Here is a 17,711-nt window from a genome sequence, read left to right as displayed (position 1 = left end):
CCTCAGCGCGCGCAGACACGGGATGGAGCGGAGGACTTTTCGACCTCGACCCAGCAGGCCCGATCCCGCGTGTCCCGACGATAGAAGCTTCCGATCGGGACCCGCTCTTCAGGCGAAATAACCGCGAACAGACTGCCCTCGCCGTCTGTGATGATCATGCGCAGGGCGATGTCGGGGCCGTCCAGCTGGAACGAACCGTCGCCGAACAGAGGGGTGAAGGTGCAATCGGTCTCGGCGGACGGGCCGACCTGACAACGGATCTGGCGCGCGCGACCGGGGTTGTCTTCTCGCAGGATGGCGACAGGCGTGTAGGCCCGCCTGGCCGGGGGCGTCGCGGTCTGGGAGGAGGCCGCCGTCCTGGGGGTGCCGCTGGCGTCGGCCGAGGCGTCGGTCGTCGCGGCGGGTTTGGCGCCTGCGGTTGTTTCGGGAGGTTGCCCGGAGGACGCCCCTTTCGCCGCCTCGCCGGACGGTGCGTCTTTCGACGCCGCAGGCTGGTTACAGCCGACCAGGGCCAGGACCGCCAGGCAGGCCGCTGTGGTCAGAAAAATCGCGCGCATCACATCGTCCCCCGGCTCTGCATGAACCAGGTTCACTGTCTCTCAAGCGTGGCTTTTGGTCCAGTGTCGGTCGCCGTACAGACAGGTTCCGTCAGACCCCGAGGATCCAGCCCTCTTCCCCCTCGACCTGGGCGATCAAGGCCGCGTTCGGTCCCCTTCCTGGGACCGAAGGCGGCCCACAGCTCGCCGCGCCCGTCCATCAGGGCGACCTGTCCGCCTGCACTGATCTGACCGCCAAACCCTGGGTCACTGAGGCCGGGGTGAATGTGATCGACGCGCCGTTCGTGGAGCGCGGCAATGTCGCCACAGCGGGCGGGTGTCTGGCCTCCCGGTATCTGGCCGCCTGGATGATCGCGCGGCGACGCGGAACGAGGCCGGGGAGGCGATCCGTTATGTCGCGCCGGTGGCTGGGAAGGCGGCCTATGTCGAACGGGGCATGGCAGTCGTGACGCCTTTCCTGATCGGTTCCGGCCTCTGGCGGTCGCACCTAGACGCACGGCTGGCGTGTGATAGGCTTCGAACAAACCGGGGAGTTGTCATGTCCATCGCAGCCGCCTTCGCCGCCCTCGCCCTGGTCGGCGCATCCCAGCAAGTCCCGCCGCCGCCCGCGCCGTCGCAGGATGGTGGGTCGCGGGTCGAAGACATCGACGTGATCGGCGGCCGGCCCCTGCGCGAAGCCATCGAGGCCTTCACCGACACGGTCATCGCCCCGCCGGCGGGCCGCAATCCGGCGCGCTGGCCCAAGAAGGTCTGCGTCGGCGCGGCGAACCTTGAACGTGAGGCGGCGCAGGCGATTGTGGATCGGGTGTCACAGGTGGCCCTGCAGATCGGGCTGGAGATCGGCGAACCGGGCTGCGACGCCAACATTCTCATCGTCGCGGCGGACAACGGCTCCGCCATGGCGACGGCGCTCGTCGAGTATCGACCAGTCGTCTTCCGTCCGCACTATGCGGGGGCGACTCGCGGCATGCTGCAACTCGCACGGTTCCAGCAGACGGCGGCGCCCGTCCGCTGGTGGCATGTCGCTCTTCCGGTTGTCGGGGATACCGGCCGTCCGGCCGTCCGGGTGCCGGGCAGCGATAGGGGCCCCCTGATCCCGGGGAATGGTCGGTTGCGCACCGAGGTTCGCAATGAGCTGCGCCGTGCATTCGTGATCATCGATGTCGAGCAGGTCTCTAACATCAGTTTCCAGCAGCTGACGGACTACGTCGCCATGGCCGCCCTGGCCCAGATCGACCCTGACGCCGATATGAGCGCCTTTCCGACCGTCCTGAACGTTTTCGACGATCCGGCCTCCGCCGCTTCCATGACAGACTGGGATCTGTCTTATCTGGGCGCGCTCTACGGCGCCCATCTGACCCAGCGCATCCCCGGGCACCAGGCCCGGGCCGTAGGCAACATCATGGCGCGCGACCTTCAGAGCGATCGGATCGCCACAGACTAGGTGTCGAAGCTGGACCGGATCGGCGCTCGCCTAGCGCGCGCAGATCGGCGGAGGTTTCGTCAGACGCGCGTCCCCGTCGAGTCGCAGGCCGCTCAGACCCCGAGGATCCAGCCCTCTTCGCCCTCGACCTGGGCGATCAGGGCCTCGTCGGTCCCCTTCCTGGGACCGAAGGCGGCCGACAGCTCGCCGCGCTCGTCCATCAGGGCGAAGGCTTCAGCCGTGGTGCGGACCTGGGCCTGGTCCTTGAACTCGCCCTCCGCGGCGGTGGTCGGCCACATCGACGGCCAGACCTCGGCGACCAGGACCGACAGGGGCTCGACGTCGGCGGCGTCCAGCGCGCGCCAGCCGGTGCCCAGCGGCCAGACGGCACCCGACGCCCCCAGGCTTTCCAGCAGGCGACGCACCATCGGAATGCCGACCAGGGTTTGCCCGCCGACAGCGCCGGCACCATGCATCTGCCAGTTCGACTTGGGCTGCAGCTTGCCCTTGCGCACGGCGGTCTCGGTCGCGCGGAATTCGGGGATATCGCCGGTCCCTTGCGGCGGCTTGGTCGTGGTCAGCCAGCGCTGCGCCTGTTTGGCCGGCGCGCCCCACAGTGGCCAAGCCTCGTCGGTCATCAGCCGGTTCATCTTGGCCGCGACCTGATAGCGGTTGTTGGTGTTGTCTTCCTTGTCGACGACGTTGGAAGCGATGAATTTCCACATCGCGGTCCAGGCCGGTGTGTCGGTCAGCTTCAGGCGCGCAGCCGTTCCGACCGGGTAACCCAGCGAGAAGTCGAAGCCGACGAAGACGCGGTCGCCCCGCTTCCTGTGATCGGCCAGGATCGTCTTCAGCAGGGCCTCGCCCTCGGCCCGCGTCGCGACATTGTGGGTCTCTGTGTAGAGGCGGAAGCGCACGTCGCGCTTGGCCACGCCGATCCAGACCGAGTTCTCGCCCAGCTTCTTGCCTTCCGCGGCGGTCCAGTCGGCAATGACATAGGCGTCGAACAGGCGGGCCACGGCGGGCTCCTTCAAAAGCAGCAGGCGATACAGAGGTGAGGGCTTCTAGCGCCCGGCGGCGCGCGCCGAAAGGGCGATCAGCCTTTCAGCAGCGCCTCGAGGTGCGACAGCCAGCGACGGCCCAGCCGCATGGCCTCCGGCGGAGACCCCGCATGGCCCGGCGCCATGGCGTTCCACAGGGCCAGTTCGAACTCCGGATAGCGGGCGTCGGCGAACAGCAGCCGCAGGGTCACCAGCTCGGCATCCGGGGCCATGATGTCGAGCGCCTTGCGTGGTTCGCCGCGTCGCACCCGCGCCACGACGTGGCCATCGACGATGACCTCTCCGCCCTCCACCTCGTCAAAGGCATAGACCAGCCCATGCGCGCCGCGGTCCCAAAGGACGGCAATCTGGCCGCCCTCGAAATCCAGACCCGCGGCCCGGCCCTCGGTGGCCGAGATCGCCTCAGCCTCCGCCACCGCGCCGAGCGACTTCAGCATGGCGCGACGCAACCGGCGCTCCGGCTCCATCCACCAGTTCAGCGTAAGGGCGGCGGTGGTCAGGGCGGCGGCGGCCAGCGACACCAGAAGGATGATGCGCAAAGCCTCACCCATTTTGGGCCCCGCCCATCAGTCGGCGAGCTCGATCACGACCGGCACGTGGTCGGAGGGCTTTTCCATGTCGCGGGCGTCGCGATGGGTCTCGACGCCAACGAACCGGTCGGCCGCCTGGGGCGACAGCAGGTGGAAGTCGATGCGGATGCCGTGGTCCCTCTGCCAGGCCCCGGCCTGATAGTCCCAGAAGGTGTAGGTCCCCGGCGGCTGGCGGCCCAGCTCCCCGGCTTCATAAAGCCCCAGTCCCTTCAACGCCCGGAAGGCGGCGCGGCTCTCGGGCTGGAACAGGGCGTCGTTGACCCAGGCCGACGGGTTCTTCGCGTCATCAGGCAGGGGAATGACATTGTAGTCGCCGCAGAGGGTGAAGGGCTCTTCCAGCGCCAGAATGTCGCGGGCGTGGGCGTTCAGCCGCGCCATCCAGCGCATCTTGAAGTCGAACTTTTCGGTCCCGATCGGATTGCCGTTGGGCAGGTAGATCCCGCCGACGCGGATCGGACGAGGGGCCTCGATCACCGCCTCGATGTAGCGGGCCTGATCCTCGGCATCCTCGGTCAGCAGATCCTGGCCGGGGAGGCCGCGTCGGACATCCGAGACCGGAAACTTCGAGAGCAGGGCGACGCCGTTGTACGATTTCTGCCCATAGACCTCGACGTTGTAGCCGAGGCTCTCGAACGGCTCCCGGGGGAACTTCTCGTCGACCGTCTTGATCTCCTGGAAGCAGACCACATCCGGCTGGGCCGCCTCGAGCCATGCGAGCACGGTCGGCAGGCGGGCGTTGACCGAGTTGACGTTCCAGGTGGCGATGCGCATCGCCCGGACGCTAAGCGGCGTCGCCCGGCCCGGCAAGCGCCGCGCGCCAGCCGGGCCGATCTAAAAAGGCCCTGCAAGTAATCTGTCTTACTGAGGCGCCGCCGCCGCCACCGTGGTCAGCCGGCAGCCGCCGCCGATCCGCTGGGCCTGTTCGCAGGCATAGACGTTCAGCGGCTCGAACCGGGGCGAGAAGATCACGACATAGCCGCCGCCGGCGCCGCATTTGGCTTCATAGACCCGGTTGCCGCCCGCCGAACCCATGTAGCGGCTGCCGGTCACGTCGCATTCCGAGGCCTGGCTGCCCGCCAGCCGCGTCTTGAGCGTCGCGGCGGCTTCCTCGGGGGTGGAGAACCGGCAGGTCGAATTCTGGCTGGCGATGATCGCGCACTCGGTCGTGGTCCAGCCTGTCGCGGTCTTCTCTATCCGGTAGCCGTCCAGACCGGCGCAACCGACCTCATAGATCAGGGTGTTCTCGGCCGTGCGTCCCAGGGGGGCGCCCTCGTCCACGGTGCAGGCGATGCCGGCCTCGGCGGCGTAACCGGCCACGGCGCGGGCGACGTCCTTGTTCTGGGCGATCACGCACTGGACGCCGACATCGGCGTTGGGATTGGCGGCGCGGTCCGCTTCCGCCTGCCCGGCCAGCAGGACGCAGTCACGGGCCTCGGGCGGGATGGAGTTGACGAGAATATAGCCGGGCCCGGCGGCGCAGGCCGCTTCATAGGTCACGCGCTGCCGGTCGGTGGTCTGGCCGATCACATTGGCCTCGATGACGCGGCAGGTCAGGCCGGCGGCGTTGGCGATGCGCTGGGCCGCCATGGCCGCAGCGGGCCCGGAGGTCGCCAGCGGCGCGGTGGCGCGTGCCGCACCCTCCGCTGGCGCCGGCGTGGCGCCGGGATCCTGCGGCATGCCCGATGATCCCGTATCCTGAGCGGAGGCGGGGAGGGCGCTCAGCGTCGACAGGGCGACCGCGACGGCGGCTCCGAACGCTGCGAGGGGGGAGAGATTCAACACGCCAAGGCTCCTGATCGACAGACCGGGCGTGGGGTGGAAGGCGACGCCAGGTCAAGACTTCGACGAAAGTCGGGACCGGCGGGCGTCAGGCCTGCCGGTCCTTCATCGGTTCTACTGTTCTGTCGCCGGAGCGGGAGCGGCGGGCGCTTCTGGCACGATGGTCAGGCGGCAGCCGCCGCCGATGCGCTGTGCGGTCTCGCAGGGATAGACCTGCTGCACGGCGTATTCCGCGTTGAAGCGCACGATGACGCCGTTGCCGGCGCCGCATTTCGCTTCCCAGAATGCGCCGTTGGCGTTGGCGCCCATGTAACGCCCCTCGGTCACGTCGCACGCGGCGGCCTCGCTGCCGGCCAGACGGGCTTTGAAGCTGGCGACGACCTCGGCGGGGGTGGTGAAGCGGCAGGTCGCGTTCTGCGTCGAAATGATCGCGCATTCGGTCGTCTTCCAGCCCGTCGCGATCTTCTCGATCCAGTAGCCGTCGGCGCCGTTGCAGCCGACCTCATAGATCAGGTTGCCTTCGCTCGACTTGCCGATCGAGGCGGCCTGGTCGACGGCGCAGCGGATGCCGGCTTCGGTGGCATAGGCGGAGATGACGCGGACGACGTCGGTGTTCTGCGGGATCAGGCACTGGGTGCCGACGTCCGCAGCCGGGTCGCGGGCTCGGTCGATCTCCGCCTGTCCGGCCAGCAGGACGCAGTCCACGGCCATCGGCGGGGTCGAGTTGATCACGATATAGCCCGGGCCTGTGGCGCACACGGCTTCATACGACCTCGCGCCTTCGGCGGTTTGGCCAAGGAAATTCGCCTGGGTCACCTGACAGGCGAGCGCGGCCGAGGTGACGATGGCCTGGGCGGCGGCGATGTTTTCTTCCGCGGTTGGAGGCGCAGCGGGCTCCTCGCGGCGGTTGCGATTGCGGTTGCGGCCCTGGCCTTCCTGGGTGGTCTGATTGGGCAGGCGGGACGCGTCGCCGCGCGAACTCGGCGAGGTGGCGGTGACGGAATCCGGATTCTGATAGGACCGGTCCAGCGGGGGCGGCTGGTCTTGGCTCGAAGCGGACGTCACGAACGCCATCGCCATGAGTGCGGCGCCGCCGACGGCCGCCAGGGTTTTCATGAACACGGACGCTCTCCTTGGAAACTGGTGCCAAAAGCCTTGGCGTCGCGCCGGGACGAGGTCAAGACGCACGATGCGTCTGAGGCGCTGGACGCAGCCGCACCGACCAGCCTATGGTCCGGCGCGTTGCATTTGGAGACGGACTTGGCGGACGGCGTCATCACGAGCGAGGGCGAGATCGAGCCCGGCGCCGACACCCTGCGTGGCCTGACCTATCCGCTGGGCGCCCCTCCGGGTCCCGGCGAGGCGATCCAGGCGGCGTCCGGCGTTCTGTGGCTGCGCCTGCCCCTGCCGATGCAGCTCAATCATATCAATGTCTACGCCATTGAAGACGGCGAGGGCTGGGCCGTGATCGACACCGGCATACGCACCCCGGACTCCATCGCGGGCTGGGACGCGGCGCTGGCGGGGCCTCTGGGCGGCAAGCCGGTCACCCGGGTCATCTGCACCCATATGCACCCCGACCACATCGGCCTGGCCGGCTGGCTGTGCCAACGGTTCGACGCCCCCCTGCTGATGACCCAGCTGGAATATGTCACCGGCCGGATGTTGGTCGCCGACAGCGGCCCGGCGCCCGAGTCCGGAGCGATCTTCTGGCGTGCCTCCGGCTGGACCGGGGAGCAGATCGAAGGCTGGCGCAGCAGCTACGGCCGCTTCACCAAGGGCGTCTTCCACATGCCCGCGACCTATGACCGTCTGACGGCCGGTCAGATCCTGTCGATCGGCGGCGAGGACTGGACCATCGTCATCGGCAATGGTCACAGCCCCGAACACGCCTGCCTGTGGCGCCGGTCGGACAATGTCTTCATCTCGGGCGACCAGATCCTGCCGCGGATCTCCTCGAACATCTCCGTCTGGCCGACCGAGCCCTTGGCCGATCCGCTCGACGACTGGATGACCTCGCTGGACAGGCTGGGCGACCTGCTGCCGGCCGACTGCCTCGTCTTGCCCGGCCATGGCGAGCCCTTCACCGGGGTCCTGCCGCGCATCGAGGCTCTGAAACGTGGTCATGCCGTGTCGCTGAAACGGCTGGAGCGAAGCCTGCGCGAACCGAAGCGGGCCGTCGACGTCTTCGCCTCCCTGTTCGCCCGCCCGGTCGGAGACGGCATCCTGGGCATGGCCACGGGCGAGGCAATCGCCCACCTTAACTATCTGGCCGGTCAGGGCCGTGTGCGCCGCGAACGCGACGCGGACGGCGTCGACTGGTGGAGCCTCACCGAAACGGAGACCGCATGAGCGACCCCATCCGCCCCCCAGTCGGCGTTGAACTCGCCAATGGCGTCCTGACGGTCACCTTCGCCCGCGCGGAGAAGAAGAACGCCATCACCCAGGCCATGTACGCCCTGCTGGCCGAGGCGACCAACCGCGCCCGCACCGACGACGCCGTCCGCGTCCTGCTGTTCAAGGCCGAGGGCGACAGCTTCTCGGCCGGCAACGACATCGCCGACTTCATCGCCATCGGGGCCCAGGGCGGCGGTGGTCAGGTCGTCGATGCGCCGGTGTTCCAGTTCCTCAAGGCCCTCGCCGAGATGGACAAGCCGGTGGTCGCCGCCGTGCGCGGCCGGGCCGTCGGCATCGGTCTTACCCTGCTGCTCCATTGCGACATGGTCGTCGTCGCCGAGGACGCCCTTCTGTCAGCGCCCTTCATCAACCTGGCCCTGGCCCCCGAGGCGGCCTCGTCCCTGCTGCTGCCGCTGGCTATCGGTCACCAGCGCGCCTTCGAGATCTTCGCCCTGGGCGAACCGATCGACGGCAAGACTGCCCTGGCCTGGGGCCTCGCCAGCCGCGCCGTCCCCGCCGGCGAGGTCGATGCGACCGCCGATGCCCTCGCCGCGAAACTGGTCGCCCGCGCCCCCAACTCCCTGCGCAAGACCAAACGCCTCATGCGCGACGCCGAGGCCCTGTGGGCCTTGATGCAGCGGGAGGGCGAAGCCTTCGGCTCCCAGATGTCGAGCCCCGAAGCCATGGAAGCCTTCATGGCCTTCACCCAGAAGCGGCCGCCCAACTTCGGCTAACCCTCTCCCGGGAGGAGAGGGAGCTTTGCCTTGATCCCGCCCCCCGATACCCCTAAGCGCCCGCGCCATGAGCCTCGCGCCCGCCCTTTCGAACAGTTTCCGCATCACCCCGGAGACCGACGCCGACCGTGACGAGGTCGACGCCCTGGTCATGGCCGCCTTCGGTCCGGGCCGGTTCGCCAAGACGGCCGAGCGCATCCGCGAGACAGCCCATATGGCCACCGCCTTCACGGCGCGCGAGGACGGCCGCCTGATCGGCTCCGTCCGCCTGTGGGCGATCACGGTCGACGGCCTCGACGCCCTGTTTCTCGGTCCCATCACCGTAGCGAGCGACGCCCGCCGCGGCGGGCTCGGGGCCGATCTGGTCGGCGCCTGCATCGGCGAGGCTCAACACCGGGGCGTCGCCGGCGTCCTGCTGGTCGGCGACCCGCCCTATTTCGAGCGCTTCGGCTTCCAGCCCGCGCCGGACGTCCGCCTGCCTGGACCCGCCGACCCGCGTCGCGTCCTGTGGCTGCCGGTCACCAACGCGGCTCCGTCGGGTCTCGCCCTTCCTGCATAATCCAATACGCCGTGCACCCCGGCGAAGGCCGAGGTCCAGATCACGAACTCAGGTCGCCTTGGACGACGCACCTGAACCGCATCATCGACGTCGGAGTTTTCCATCTGGACCCCGGCCTTCGCCGGGGTGCACGGTGAACTGAATGACCACCTCCGCTGAATCACAAGGTCTCGCCGCCATAGCCGCCGCAGCGAAACAAGCACCGGGTCGCGGCCTGCCGCCCGTGCATCTGTGGCATCCGGCCCATTGCGGCGACATCGATATCGTCATCCGCAGGGACGGCGTCTGGATGCATGAGAACTCGCCCATCGGCCGGGCCGAGCTGGTGCGGCTGTTCTCCACCGTCCTGCGGCGCGACCCGGACGGCTATCATCTGGTCACCCCTGTCGAGAAGATGCGGATCGAGGTCGAGGATCTGCCGTTCCGCGCCGTGACCATGTCCCGGGACGGCGACGACCTGGTCTTCACCACCGACGTCGGCGATGAGACCCGCGCCGGCCCTGACCACCCAATCACCGTCGAGACCGACCCGACGACCGGCGAACCCGCGCCCCGCGTCCATGTCCGCGCCGATCTGGAGGCCCGTATCGTCCGCACCGTCTTCTATGACCTGGTTGAAATGGCCGAGGAACGGGACGGCCGGCTACAGATCCAGTCCGGCGGCGTCTGGTTCCCGCTCGGCCCGCTGGGAGCCGGCGTCGAATGAGCCACAGGACGCTGAAGGACCGGCTGGCCGAAAAGCTGGCGCCGGCGGACGGCTGGCGGGCGGAGACGCGCGCGGTGCGGTCGGACTTCGATCTCAACCCCGGCGCCTCGCGCTGGACGCCAGGCCCGCTGAAACCTGCGGCCGTGCTCATCCCGATCATCGCCGATCCGGAGGGCGCGCGCGTCCTGCTGACCCGCCGCGCCGACAGCCTGACCAAACACACTGGCCAGGTCGCCTTTCCCGGCGGTCGGCTCGATCCCGGCGAGACCGCAATCGACGCCGCGCTGCGTGAGGCCAGGGAAGAGGTCGATCTGGACCCCGCCGCCGTCACGGTGCTCGGACTGTCCGACGCCTATGAGACCGGCACCGGCTATCTGGTGACGCCGGTCATCGGCTGGATCGACGCCCTGCCGCCGCTGACCGCTTCGCCGGACGAGGTGGCGGAGATCTTCCAGGCGCCGTGGGACTTCCTGATGGACCCGGCCAATCACAGCCGGGATCACCTGGAGGCGCCCGTCGGGGTCAAGCGCTGGTTCTGGGCCATGACCTGGAACGAGCAGTACATCTGGGGAGCGACCGCCGGGATCATCCGGGGGCTGCGCGCGCGCCTGTATGGCGACGAGCCGAATCTGCCCGCTTCGGCGGCGGAGGACGCGGCATGATCCGGCTGGAGAACCAGCCCTGGCTGACCAGCCCCGCCACGGTCGCCGTCTTCGACGCGCTGGAGGCGGCGGGCGGCCCAGACTGCGCGCGCTTCGTCGGCGGCTCGGTGCGCAACGCCCTCGTCGGACGGCCCGTGGATGACTTCGACATCGCAACCCGGCTGAAGCCCGAGGACTCCATGGCCGCGCTGAAGGCTGCCGGCATCAAGGTCGTCCCCACGGGCCTGGCTCACGGCACGGTCACCGCCGTTTCGGGCAAGAAACCCTACGAGATCACCACCCTGCGCCGCGATGTGGAGACGGACGGGCGCCGCGCCGTCGTGGCCTTCACCGACGACTGGGCCGAGGACGCCGCCCGCCGCGACTTCCGCCTCAACGCCCTCTACGCCGACCGGACGGGCGTCATCTTCGATCCGACGGGGCAGGGGGTCGAGGACGCCCTCGCCGGTCGCGTCGTCTTCGTCGGCGATCCGAACACCCGGATCGAGGAGGACTATCTGCGCATCCTGCGCTTCTTCCGCTTCTACGCCTGGTACGGCCGCGCCGAGCCCGACGCCGAAGGCCTCGCCGCCTGCGCCGCCCACGCCGAAGGGCTGACGCGGCTGTCCGCCGAGCGGGTGTCGAAGGAATTGCTGAAGCTGCTGGCCGCACCCGACCCGCGCCCGGCCGTCCAAGCGATGCGCGACGCCGGGGTCCTGACCCGCCTTTTCCCGGCCGCATCCGACCTGGCTCCGTTCGATGCGATCGTCGAGGCGAGCGACGACGCAGTCCTTCGCCTGTCCGCCCTGCTGCCAGACGATCCGCCCGCCGTCGCCGGGATCGCCCAAGGCCTGCGTCTGCCCAGGATCGTGGAGGCGCGTCTGGCCGCAGCCGCCGAGGGGCCGCTCGATCCGGCGACCGACGCGAGATCCCTGCGCGCCCTGATCTACCGCGTCGGCAAACAGGCGGTCGCCGACCGCATCCGTCGTGGAGGCGCAGTTCGACCCGGGGCCGACACCGCGACTGCGCTCACCCTGATCGACGGATGGCCCGTCCCCCGCATGCCTGTCGGCGGTCGCGACCTGACGAAACTCGGCATCGACCCCGGCCCGGCGCACGGCCGCATCCTGAAGACCTTCGAGGCCGAATGGATCGCCGACGACTTCCCCGCCGACGGTCACTTCGAACGCCTCAAGACACTGGCGGCGCGCTCCTGACGAAGCGGCTGATCACAGGCCGGTGGTCCGACCCCGTCGGCAGACCCAGCCGCCGTTCCACCAGCGCCAGATCCGGCGACCTGTAGACCTGATCGATTGTCATCCCGGCGACGGCGGGCAGGGCGGTCGGCCAGGTCCCGGGCCAGCCCGGCGCGGGGATCAACCCGCCATCGGTCTTGATGATCTTGCCGATCCGTGCGCTCGACACGCTGTTAAAATCCCCCGCCGCGATGACCGGCCCCTCCAATGACCGCGCCCACGATGAAAGCCCCTCGGCCTGACGGATCTGCTCCCACTGGATCTGATAGGGCCAGGGCCTCGTCATGTGCACGCCCGCGATCGTGACCGGGCCGAGCGGTGTTTCCGCAAGTGCGCCCACCACGTGGAGCGCGGGGACTCTCAGCCGAATGTCCCGCAAGGGCCGCCGCGAGGCGATCATCGACAGGGCGGGCCCGCTGGGTCGATCCAGCCGTCCGGTGGCGACGCGGTTCGGATAGCCGGCCAGCACCCGGTCGATGGCCGCCATCGGCGCATCGCCGACCTCGACCAGCACCACCACATCGGCATCGGCCGCCGCTATGGACGCCGCCATCGCCTCCACATCCGTGTTCAGCGCGTGCAGGTTGGCGGAATAGAGGGTGAAGTCCGGCGATCCGTCCTCAGGCTCTCCGCGCGGCGGCGCCCACTGGTGCGATCCTGACGCCAGAACGAGCAGGCAGACAATCACCGCCGCTGCGAACAGCCTGCGCCCCCGCAAAAGTCCCGCGGCCGCCAGCCCCGCGACCGCCGCGATCAGCGCCGGTCCGGTGAACTGCGCCAGGATATCGACCCAACGGTGCCCGATCCCGCTCAGGCCCGCCAGCGCGATCCCGAGCGGCGCCAGCAGCGCCACCCCGAGCGCCACGGTCGCGAACAACCGCGCATGCGAAAGGACTCTGTCAGTCACGAAGACTTGCTATCCATGGTGAACACGGGTCGATGTGGCGCGTTGACCGGTCGCTTGGAGGGCGAACATGGCGAAGCGATCCATCGGGGATATCGAGAAGATCTGGTCCAATGTCGAGGGCGTCAAGAAGCTCTCCGATCGGGCCGTCGGCTTCGGTCCCTTCGGCATCGGCCTGGACGGTCTGCTGACCTGGATCCCGGTCGTGGGCACGGTCTACAGCGTCGGCGCCGGCGGCTGGCTGCTGGTTCAGGCGGCACGAGCAAAGGCCACGCCCGGCACCCTGCTGCGGATGATCGGCTATCTCGGCGTCGACAGCGCCACGACCCTCGTGGGCGAGGCCGTGCCCTTCGCCCCCGACGTGGTCGACTTCTTCTTCCCCGGACACCTGATGGCGGCCAAGGCGCTGCAGAAGGACATCGAGTCGACCCACTGGGTCGAGGCCAACGAGCGCGACGCCCGCGCCTCGGGCGACCACGAGCGGCACCTCGCCGCGATGAGGGGCGATCCGAAGAAGCGACGTATTGTCTACCTGCACGACTGAAGCCGCTGTTTCGCTTGACGGATTGACGCAGGCCAGCCCTAGTCACCGATGATCGAGACCGCCTCCGGACGCCCTGAATGACTCCCATGCTGACGCGAGACGAACTGGCCGTGGCGCTCGGCAACGCGGGCTCCGGAGACCGCGCCGCCTTCAAAATCGTCTATGAAGCGACCTCCGCGAAGCTATTGGGAGTGTGCCTGCGTATCTTGGCTGACCGCCAATTGGCCGAGGACGTCTTGCAGGACACCTATCTCACCGTCTGGAGGAAGGCCTCGACCTTCGACCCCTCGCGCGCGAGCCCGATCACCTGGCTGGTGACCATCGCGCGCAATCGGTCGATCGATCGATTGCGTTCGGCCGCGCCGATGCGCCGCACGGCGCCGGTCGAGGACGCTCACGACCTGGCCGACGCCGCCCCCCTGGCCTCGGACGTGATCGAGACGACCGATGAGGTCAGCCGCCTGAACCATTGCCTCGAGACCCTGGAGGACAAGGTTCGCGGCGTGATCCGCACCGCCTTCATGGAAGGCGTGACCTATGACGCCCTGGCGACCCGCGAGAACGTGCCGCTCGGCACGATGAAGAGCTGGATCCGCCGGGGGTTGCTGAGGCTCAGGAGCTGCCTCGAATCATGACCGACCTTCCCCCCGACGAACCTGGTCCCGACGACGTCCTGGCCGGCGAACTGGCTCTGCGCGTCCTGTCGCCCGCTGAAGAGCGCGCCGCCCGCGCCCGTGAAGCCTCCGATCCCGCCTTCGCCGCCGAGGTCGAGGTCTGGAACGAGCATCTGGCTGGCTTCATCGCCGAGATTCCTGCGGTCCAGCCGTCGCCGCACGTCTGGCCCCGCGTCGAGGCGGGCATCGCTCCGACTGCCGCGAACGACAACCGCGCCGGCTTCTGGAAGATGTGGGCCCTGGGCTCGACCGGCATGCTGGCCGCCAGCCTGGTCGCTGTCGCTCTGCTGGCCGCGCGCCCGACCCCCGCGCCCATCGTCCAGACGGTTCCGGCCGGCGGCGTGACCCGCGTCGCCACCATCGCCATGACCGACGGCGGAACCCCGGTCGTCGCCCTGGCCTACGACAGCGCGACCGGCAATCTGTTCATCGCCCCCACCCAGGCCATGGACGGCGTCAGCGCCGTGCCGCACCTGTGGCTGGTCAAGCCGGGGGAGGCGGGCGTCCAGCTGATCGGGGCCATCGACGGCTCGGCCGCCTCGCATCACCACCTGAACGACGTCCTGGCCTCCACGGCGGGTCAGGCGGTCGCGGTCGCCATCTCGATGGAGGCGCCGGGTCACACCCCCGCCGGAGACAAGCCCGACGGCCCGGTCATCGCCACCGGCGAGCTTCAGTCGCTCTGAGCCGCATCCGGCGCCCCCGGACGTCCGTAGTTTCTGCTGACCGGGTCGTATCGGCGTGGCCTTGCGCCACGCCGTGGGTCCTGACAGCCGCGATCCGGTCAGCGGGGAGGCCTCCCAGCCCTTCCATTGGTCTCCCCGCACCCCTCGTTTCCGGCGCTACCCATCAACGGATCGACCCAGGACCCCAATGAATTCAATGGTCGGCTCTATTTAGAGCCTTTGAACGCGCGTGCCTCCGGGGCGCCCGCACACTGATCTCCGCTTTCCAACGGAGATCAAAATGCCTTCGAACCACAGCGCGCGACTGGACTTGCCCTATCTGGCGGCCGGTCAGCTGCAGAAACACGTCACCGTCAATGAGGCCCTGACCCGGCTGGACGCCCTGGCCCAGACGGCGGTGGTCAGCCGCACCGTCGCGGCCCAGCCCTACGACCCCGATGACGGGGCCCTCTACATCCTGCCCGCGATCCCCACCGGCGCCGTCTGGTCGGCCTGGGCGCAGGGCGATCTGGCCCGCGCCGAACTCGGCGGCTGGACCCGCGTGCCCGCCCCGACCGGCTCGCTCGCCGTCGTCCTCGACGAGGGCGCCCTCGTCGTGCGCGGCGAGGACGGCTGGACCCCGTTCCCAACCCGGCTTCAGTCCCTGAACCGCCTCGGTCTCAACACCACGGCCGATGCCGGCAATTCCTTCGCGGCCAAACTGAACAAGGCCCTGTGGACGGCCCTGCCGACCGGTGAGGGCGGCGACGGCGACCTGCGCTGCACCTTCAACAAGGACGGCTCCGCCGATGTCCTGTCTCTTCTGTTCCAGAGCGGCTATGGCGGCCGCGCCGAACTGGGCCTGATCGGCGACGATGATATGCGTCTCAAGGTCAGTCCCGACGGCGGGACCTGGCGCGAGGCCCTGCGCATCGACAAGGACGACGCCCGCGTCTGGTTCGCGCACGGCGCGACGCGGGCCGAGACCGTCCGCCTGACGACCGGCGGCGACTTCACCCCGCCGGACTGGGCCCGACTGCTGATCGTCACGGCGCTCGGCGGGGGCGGCGGGGGCGGCGCGGGCGCATCGGGTGTCAGCGGCGTCCGTCAGGGCGGAGGAGGCGGGGGCGGCGGCGGCCTGTCCCAAACCATCTGGCGCATCGAGGATCTGCCCGGCCACCTGACCGTAACGATCGGCGCGGGCGGCGCATCGGGCGCATCTGGCGGCGACACCCTCATCACTTCATCCGGCGTGACCCTGCTGACCGCGCGCGGCGGCGGCGCGGGCCAGTCCGGCGCCTCGGGCGGGGCAGGGGGCGCAGCCGGGCCCGGCCTGAACGGCGGCAACGGCGGCGGCGCGGCCTCGGCCATCGCGCCGGCGGGCGCAGGCCAGAGCCTGATCTGCGCCGGAGCCCCGGGGGGCGGCGGAGGCGGCGGCGGGCTCGACGCATCGAGCGTGGCGCGGACCGGTGGTGCGGGCGGCCCCGGCGGCGTGCTGACCTGTCCGGGCGACGGCGGCGCTGGCGGCGTCTCGGCGGGCGGCTCGGCCGGATCGACCCCCGCCTCGATCCTCGCTGCGGCCGGGGGAGGCGGGGGCGGCGCGGGCGCCGTCACATCCGGCGCGGGGCCAGCAGGCGGCGCGGGCGGCGGCTATGGCGCAGGCGGGGGCGGGGGCGGTGCGGGCGTCACCGCCGGCGGCGCGGGCGGAGCGGGATCGGGCGGCGTCGTCCTGATCCTGATCCAGGGATGACGCCGATGTCGCGCCGGGACGTCGATCCCTTCCCTGACGGCCTCGCCTTCTACGGAGAAGGCCCTCTGCTGGACATCGACGCGCTGGACGTCCCGCGCCGCCTGTCCCGCGACGAAGGCCGCCGCGCCGCCGGACCCGACTGGTTCTGGCCCCCTCTGACCCTCGACGAGGAACCCGACTATGATTGAGAACGACCCCCAACCCCCGATCCAGCCTCAGTCTCCGCCCCTGGCCGAGGGTCAATGGCTGTGGCGGCGACTCTATGTGTTCGCCGCCAGCTTCGCCCTGTGGCGATCCCTGTCCGCCGTCGTCGATCGAACGGAGCCCGCAGCCTTGCCCGCCGTGGCGTCCGGCCTGATGTCGCTACTGGCCCTGACCCTGATTCTCTATCTGGTCGCGCCGACGGCCCAGCAACTGGTCGCCCTCCTCGTCAATCTGCGCCTGCGCCTCGCCGACGGAGGCGCACGATGAGCTTCCGTCTGTCTCAACGCTCCCGCGCCCGGCTGAAGGGCGTCCATCCCGCGCTTGTCGGCGTGATCGAGGCCGCCATCCTGAACAGCCCGGTCGACTTCATGGTCACCGAAGGTCTGCGCACGACGGAACGACAGGCCGCCCTCGTCCGCGCCGGAGCCAGCCGCACCCTCAACTCGCGCCACCTCACCGGCCATGCGGTCGATGTCGCGGCCATCGTCGACGGAGCAGTCCGATGGGACTGGCCGCTCTATCCGCGGATCGCCGAGGTCATCAAGGCGGCAGCCAGGGCCAGGGGCGTGGCCATCGTCTGGGGCGGGGACTGGCCGCGCCTGCGCGACGGTCCGCATTTCGAACTGGACCGGAAGGTGTTCCCGTGACGCCCCCGATCCTGCGGACGCTTCAGCCGCTGGGTTGGCTGGCCGTCAGCGTCGCGGTCCTGGCGGTCGTCGCCCTCCTGCTCGGCGGCCTCGGCTTTCGCTGGGATCCCCTCGACCTCGGCCGCCGACGTCTTGACCGCGCCGAGGCCTCCGCGGCCACAGCCGTCGCGCAGGCCGTCGCCCGATCTGCCGAAGCCGAGGGGCAGGCCGGTCAGGTCGCCCGCCTCGACGCCGCCGTTCAATCCGCCGCGGCGCTGGACCGCGTCACGGCCCGATCCATCCAGATTGCGAGAACCGCCGATGACGCCTCCGTCCCGCTGCCTGCCGATCGCATTGCTCGCCTTCGGGACCATGACCGCGAGCTGTGCCGGCTCGCCCCCGACCTCGTCGGTTGCTCCGCCGCGCCTGACCTTGCCGGCGATGGCCGTCCGGCCCTGTGAGTTGCACCGCCTGCCGGACGCTCCGACCGAGGGTGATCTGGAAGTCGGCTATATGACGCGCGGTCGCCAGATCGCCGATTGCGACGCCGCCCGGCGGCTGGCGGTCGAGACACTGCTGGCCGAACGGGCGGCGGCAGACGCTGCGAGACGTCGGTGAGTTCGTCCGTTTCGTCCGTTTCG

Annotated in this window: 23 protein-coding genes; 16 read left to right on the top strand and 7 right to left on the bottom strand. The window is 69.8% G+C overall.

Annotated elements, in window-relative coordinates; translation table 11 throughout:
• Positions 1 to 2: 2 nt before the first annotated feature.
• Complete coding sequence (locus ACW17Y_RS11675; RefSeq protein ID WP_492035871.1) at positions 3 to 557, bottom strand: hypothetical protein; 555 nt, start codon at positions 555 to 557, stop codon at positions 3 to 5.
• A 538-nt stretch (positions 558 to 1,095) separates the two neighbouring features.
• Between ACW17Y_RS11675 and ACW17Y_RS11670 the strand changes: the two genes are divergently transcribed.
• Positions 1,096 to 2,001: a hypothetical protein gene (locus tag ACW17Y_RS11670; protein WP_492035870.1), complete on the top strand. Its 906-nt coding sequence runs from the start codon at positions 1,096 to 1,098 to the stop codon at positions 1,999 to 2,001.
• Positions 2,002 to 2,093: 92 nt separating this feature from the next.
• Here ACW17Y_RS11670 and ACW17Y_RS11665 read toward each other — a convergent pair whose 3' ends face one another.
• From ACW17Y_RS11665 to ACW17Y_RS11645, 5 genes are all read right to left on the bottom strand, one after another.
• Complete coding sequence (locus tag ACW17Y_RS11665) at positions 2,094 to 2,999, bottom strand: cobalamin biosynthesis protein CbiG (protein ID WP_492035869.1); 906 nt, start codon at positions 2,997 to 2,999, stop codon at positions 2,094 to 2,096.
• Between the two features lie 77 nt (positions 3,000 to 3,076).
• Entirely contained in the window at positions 3,077 to 3,592 is a 516-nt protein-coding gene (locus tag ACW17Y_RS11660; protein WP_492035868.1) for a hypothetical protein, read from the bottom strand.
• Between the two features lie 15 nt (positions 3,593 to 3,607).
• The gene (xth, locus tag ACW17Y_RS11655; protein WP_492035867.1) at positions 3,608 to 4,402 is read right to left on the bottom strand and encodes an exodeoxyribonuclease III; all 795 of its coding nucleotides are present in this window, start codon (positions 4,400 to 4,402) and stop codon (positions 3,608 to 3,610) included.
• Between the two features lie 87 nt (positions 4,403 to 4,489).
• Positions 4,490 to 5,413, bottom strand: coding sequence for a hypothetical protein (locus ACW17Y_RS11650; RefSeq protein WP_492035866.1), 924 nt, complete (start codon positions 5,411 to 5,413; stop codon positions 4,490 to 4,492).
• Positions 5,414 to 5,524: 111 nt separating this feature from the next.
• The gene (locus ACW17Y_RS11645) at positions 5,525 to 6,526 is read right to left on the bottom strand and encodes a hypothetical protein (RefSeq protein WP_492038291.1); all 1,002 of its coding nucleotides are present in this window, start codon (positions 6,524 to 6,526) and stop codon (positions 5,525 to 5,527) included.
• Positions 6,527 to 6,670: 144 nt separating this feature from the next.
• On the opposite strand from ACW17Y_RS11645, the gene ACW17Y_RS11640 reads away from it, so the two are divergent.
• The 6 genes from ACW17Y_RS11640 to ACW17Y_RS11615 all read left to right on the top strand — a co-directional run bounded on the left by ACW17Y_RS11640 (position 6,671) and on the right by ACW17Y_RS11615 (position 11,664).
• Positions 6,671 to 7,762 (top strand): MBL fold metallo-hydrolase, encoded by a 1,092-nt coding sequence (locus ACW17Y_RS11640; protein ID WP_492035865.1) that lies wholly within the window; start codon positions 6,671 to 6,673, stop codon positions 7,760 to 7,762.
• Positions 7,759 to 8,541 carry an enoyl-CoA hydratase gene (locus tag ACW17Y_RS11635; protein ID WP_492035864.1) on the top strand — a complete coding sequence of 261 codons (783 nt, stop codon included), beginning with the start codon at positions 7,759 to 7,761 and terminating at the stop codon, positions 8,539 to 8,541. Before ACW17Y_RS11640 ends, ACW17Y_RS11635 begins: the two co-directional genes overlap by 4 nt.
• Positions 8,542 to 8,608: 67 nt before the next feature.
• Positions 8,609 to 9,100 (top strand): GNAT family N-acetyltransferase, encoded by a 492-nt coding sequence (locus ACW17Y_RS11630; RefSeq protein ID WP_492035863.1) that lies wholly within the window; start codon positions 8,609 to 8,611, stop codon positions 9,098 to 9,100.
• A 142-nt stretch (positions 9,101 to 9,242) separates the two neighbouring features.
• Positions 9,243 to 9,806, top strand: coding sequence for a DUF1285 domain-containing protein (locus ACW17Y_RS11625; RefSeq protein ID WP_492035862.1), 564 nt, complete (start codon positions 9,243 to 9,245; stop codon positions 9,804 to 9,806).
• Entirely contained in the window at positions 9,803 to 10,468 is a 666-nt protein-coding gene (locus ACW17Y_RS11620) for a CoA pyrophosphatase (protein WP_492035861.1), read from the top strand. The genes ACW17Y_RS11625 and ACW17Y_RS11620 overlap by 4 nt, the downstream gene beginning before the upstream one ends.
• A complete protein-coding gene (locus ACW17Y_RS11615; RefSeq protein ID WP_492035860.1) occupies positions 10,465 to 11,664 on the top strand; it encodes a CCA tRNA nucleotidyltransferase in 1,200 nt (399 codons plus the stop codon). Before ACW17Y_RS11620 ends, ACW17Y_RS11615 begins: the two co-directional genes overlap by 4 nt.
• Here ACW17Y_RS11615 and ACW17Y_RS11610 read toward each other — a convergent pair.
• Positions 11,639 to 12,610: an endonuclease/exonuclease/phosphatase family protein gene (locus tag ACW17Y_RS11610; RefSeq protein WP_492035859.1), complete on the bottom strand. Its 972-nt coding sequence runs from the start codon at positions 12,608 to 12,610 to the stop codon at positions 11,639 to 11,641. The genes ACW17Y_RS11615 and ACW17Y_RS11610 overlap by 26 nt on opposite strands.
• 67 nt (positions 12,611 to 12,677) lie before the next feature.
• Here ACW17Y_RS11610 and ACW17Y_RS11605 point away from each other — a divergent pair, with 67 nt between their 5' ends.
• From ACW17Y_RS11605 to ACW17Y_RS11565, 9 genes are all read left to right on the top strand, one after another.
• Positions 12,678 to 13,151: a DUF4112 domain-containing protein gene (locus ACW17Y_RS11605; protein ID WP_492035858.1), complete on the top strand. Its 474-nt coding sequence runs from the start codon at positions 12,678 to 12,680 to the stop codon at positions 13,149 to 13,151.
• Positions 13,152 to 13,228: 77 nt separating this feature from the next.
• Entirely contained in the window at positions 13,229 to 13,786 is a 558-nt protein-coding gene (locus ACW17Y_RS11600) for a sigma-70 family RNA polymerase sigma factor (protein WP_492035857.1), read from the top strand.
• Positions 13,783 to 14,511, top strand: a complete 729-nt coding sequence (locus ACW17Y_RS11595) for an anti-sigma factor (protein ID WP_492035856.1) — start codon at positions 13,783 to 13,785, stop codon at positions 14,509 to 14,511. Before ACW17Y_RS11600 ends, ACW17Y_RS11595 begins: the two co-directional genes overlap by 4 nt.
• 280 nt (positions 14,512 to 14,791) lie before the next feature.
• Complete coding sequence (locus ACW17Y_RS11590; protein WP_492035855.1) at positions 14,792 to 16,240, top strand: DUF2793 domain-containing protein; 1,449 nt, start codon at positions 14,792 to 14,794, stop codon at positions 16,238 to 16,240.
• Positions 16,241 to 16,245: 5 nt separating this feature from the next.
• Entirely contained in the window at positions 16,246 to 16,428 is a 183-nt protein-coding gene (locus ACW17Y_RS11585; RefSeq protein ID WP_492035854.1) for a hypothetical protein, read from the top strand.
• Complete coding sequence (locus tag ACW17Y_RS11580; RefSeq protein WP_492035853.1) at positions 16,421 to 16,711, top strand: hypothetical protein; 291 nt, start codon at positions 16,421 to 16,423, stop codon at positions 16,709 to 16,711. Before ACW17Y_RS11585 ends, ACW17Y_RS11580 begins: the two co-directional genes overlap by 8 nt.
• On the top strand, positions 16,708 to 17,091 hold the full coding sequence (locus ACW17Y_RS11575; protein WP_492035852.1) for a M15 family metallopeptidase: 384 nt from the start codon (positions 16,708 to 16,710) through the stop codon (positions 17,089 to 17,091). Before ACW17Y_RS11580 ends, ACW17Y_RS11575 begins: the two co-directional genes overlap by 4 nt.
• Positions 17,088 to 17,531: a hypothetical protein gene (locus ACW17Y_RS11570; protein WP_492035851.1), complete on the top strand. Its 444-nt coding sequence runs from the start codon at positions 17,088 to 17,090 to the stop codon at positions 17,529 to 17,531. The genes ACW17Y_RS11575 and ACW17Y_RS11570 overlap by 4 nt, the downstream gene beginning before the upstream one ends.
• A gap of 1 nt (position 17,532) precedes the next feature.
• A complete protein-coding gene (locus ACW17Y_RS11565) occupies positions 17,533 to 17,688 on the top strand; it encodes a hypothetical protein (RefSeq protein WP_492035850.1) in 156 nt (51 codons plus the stop codon).
• Positions 17,689 to 17,711 lie beyond the last annotated feature (23 nt).

The sequence above is a fragment of the Brevundimonas sp. AVps7 genome, from assembly GCF_058681545.1.
The sequence above is the reverse complement of the archived record's forward strand: the minus strand, read 5'-3'. Positions and strand labels throughout refer to the sequence as shown.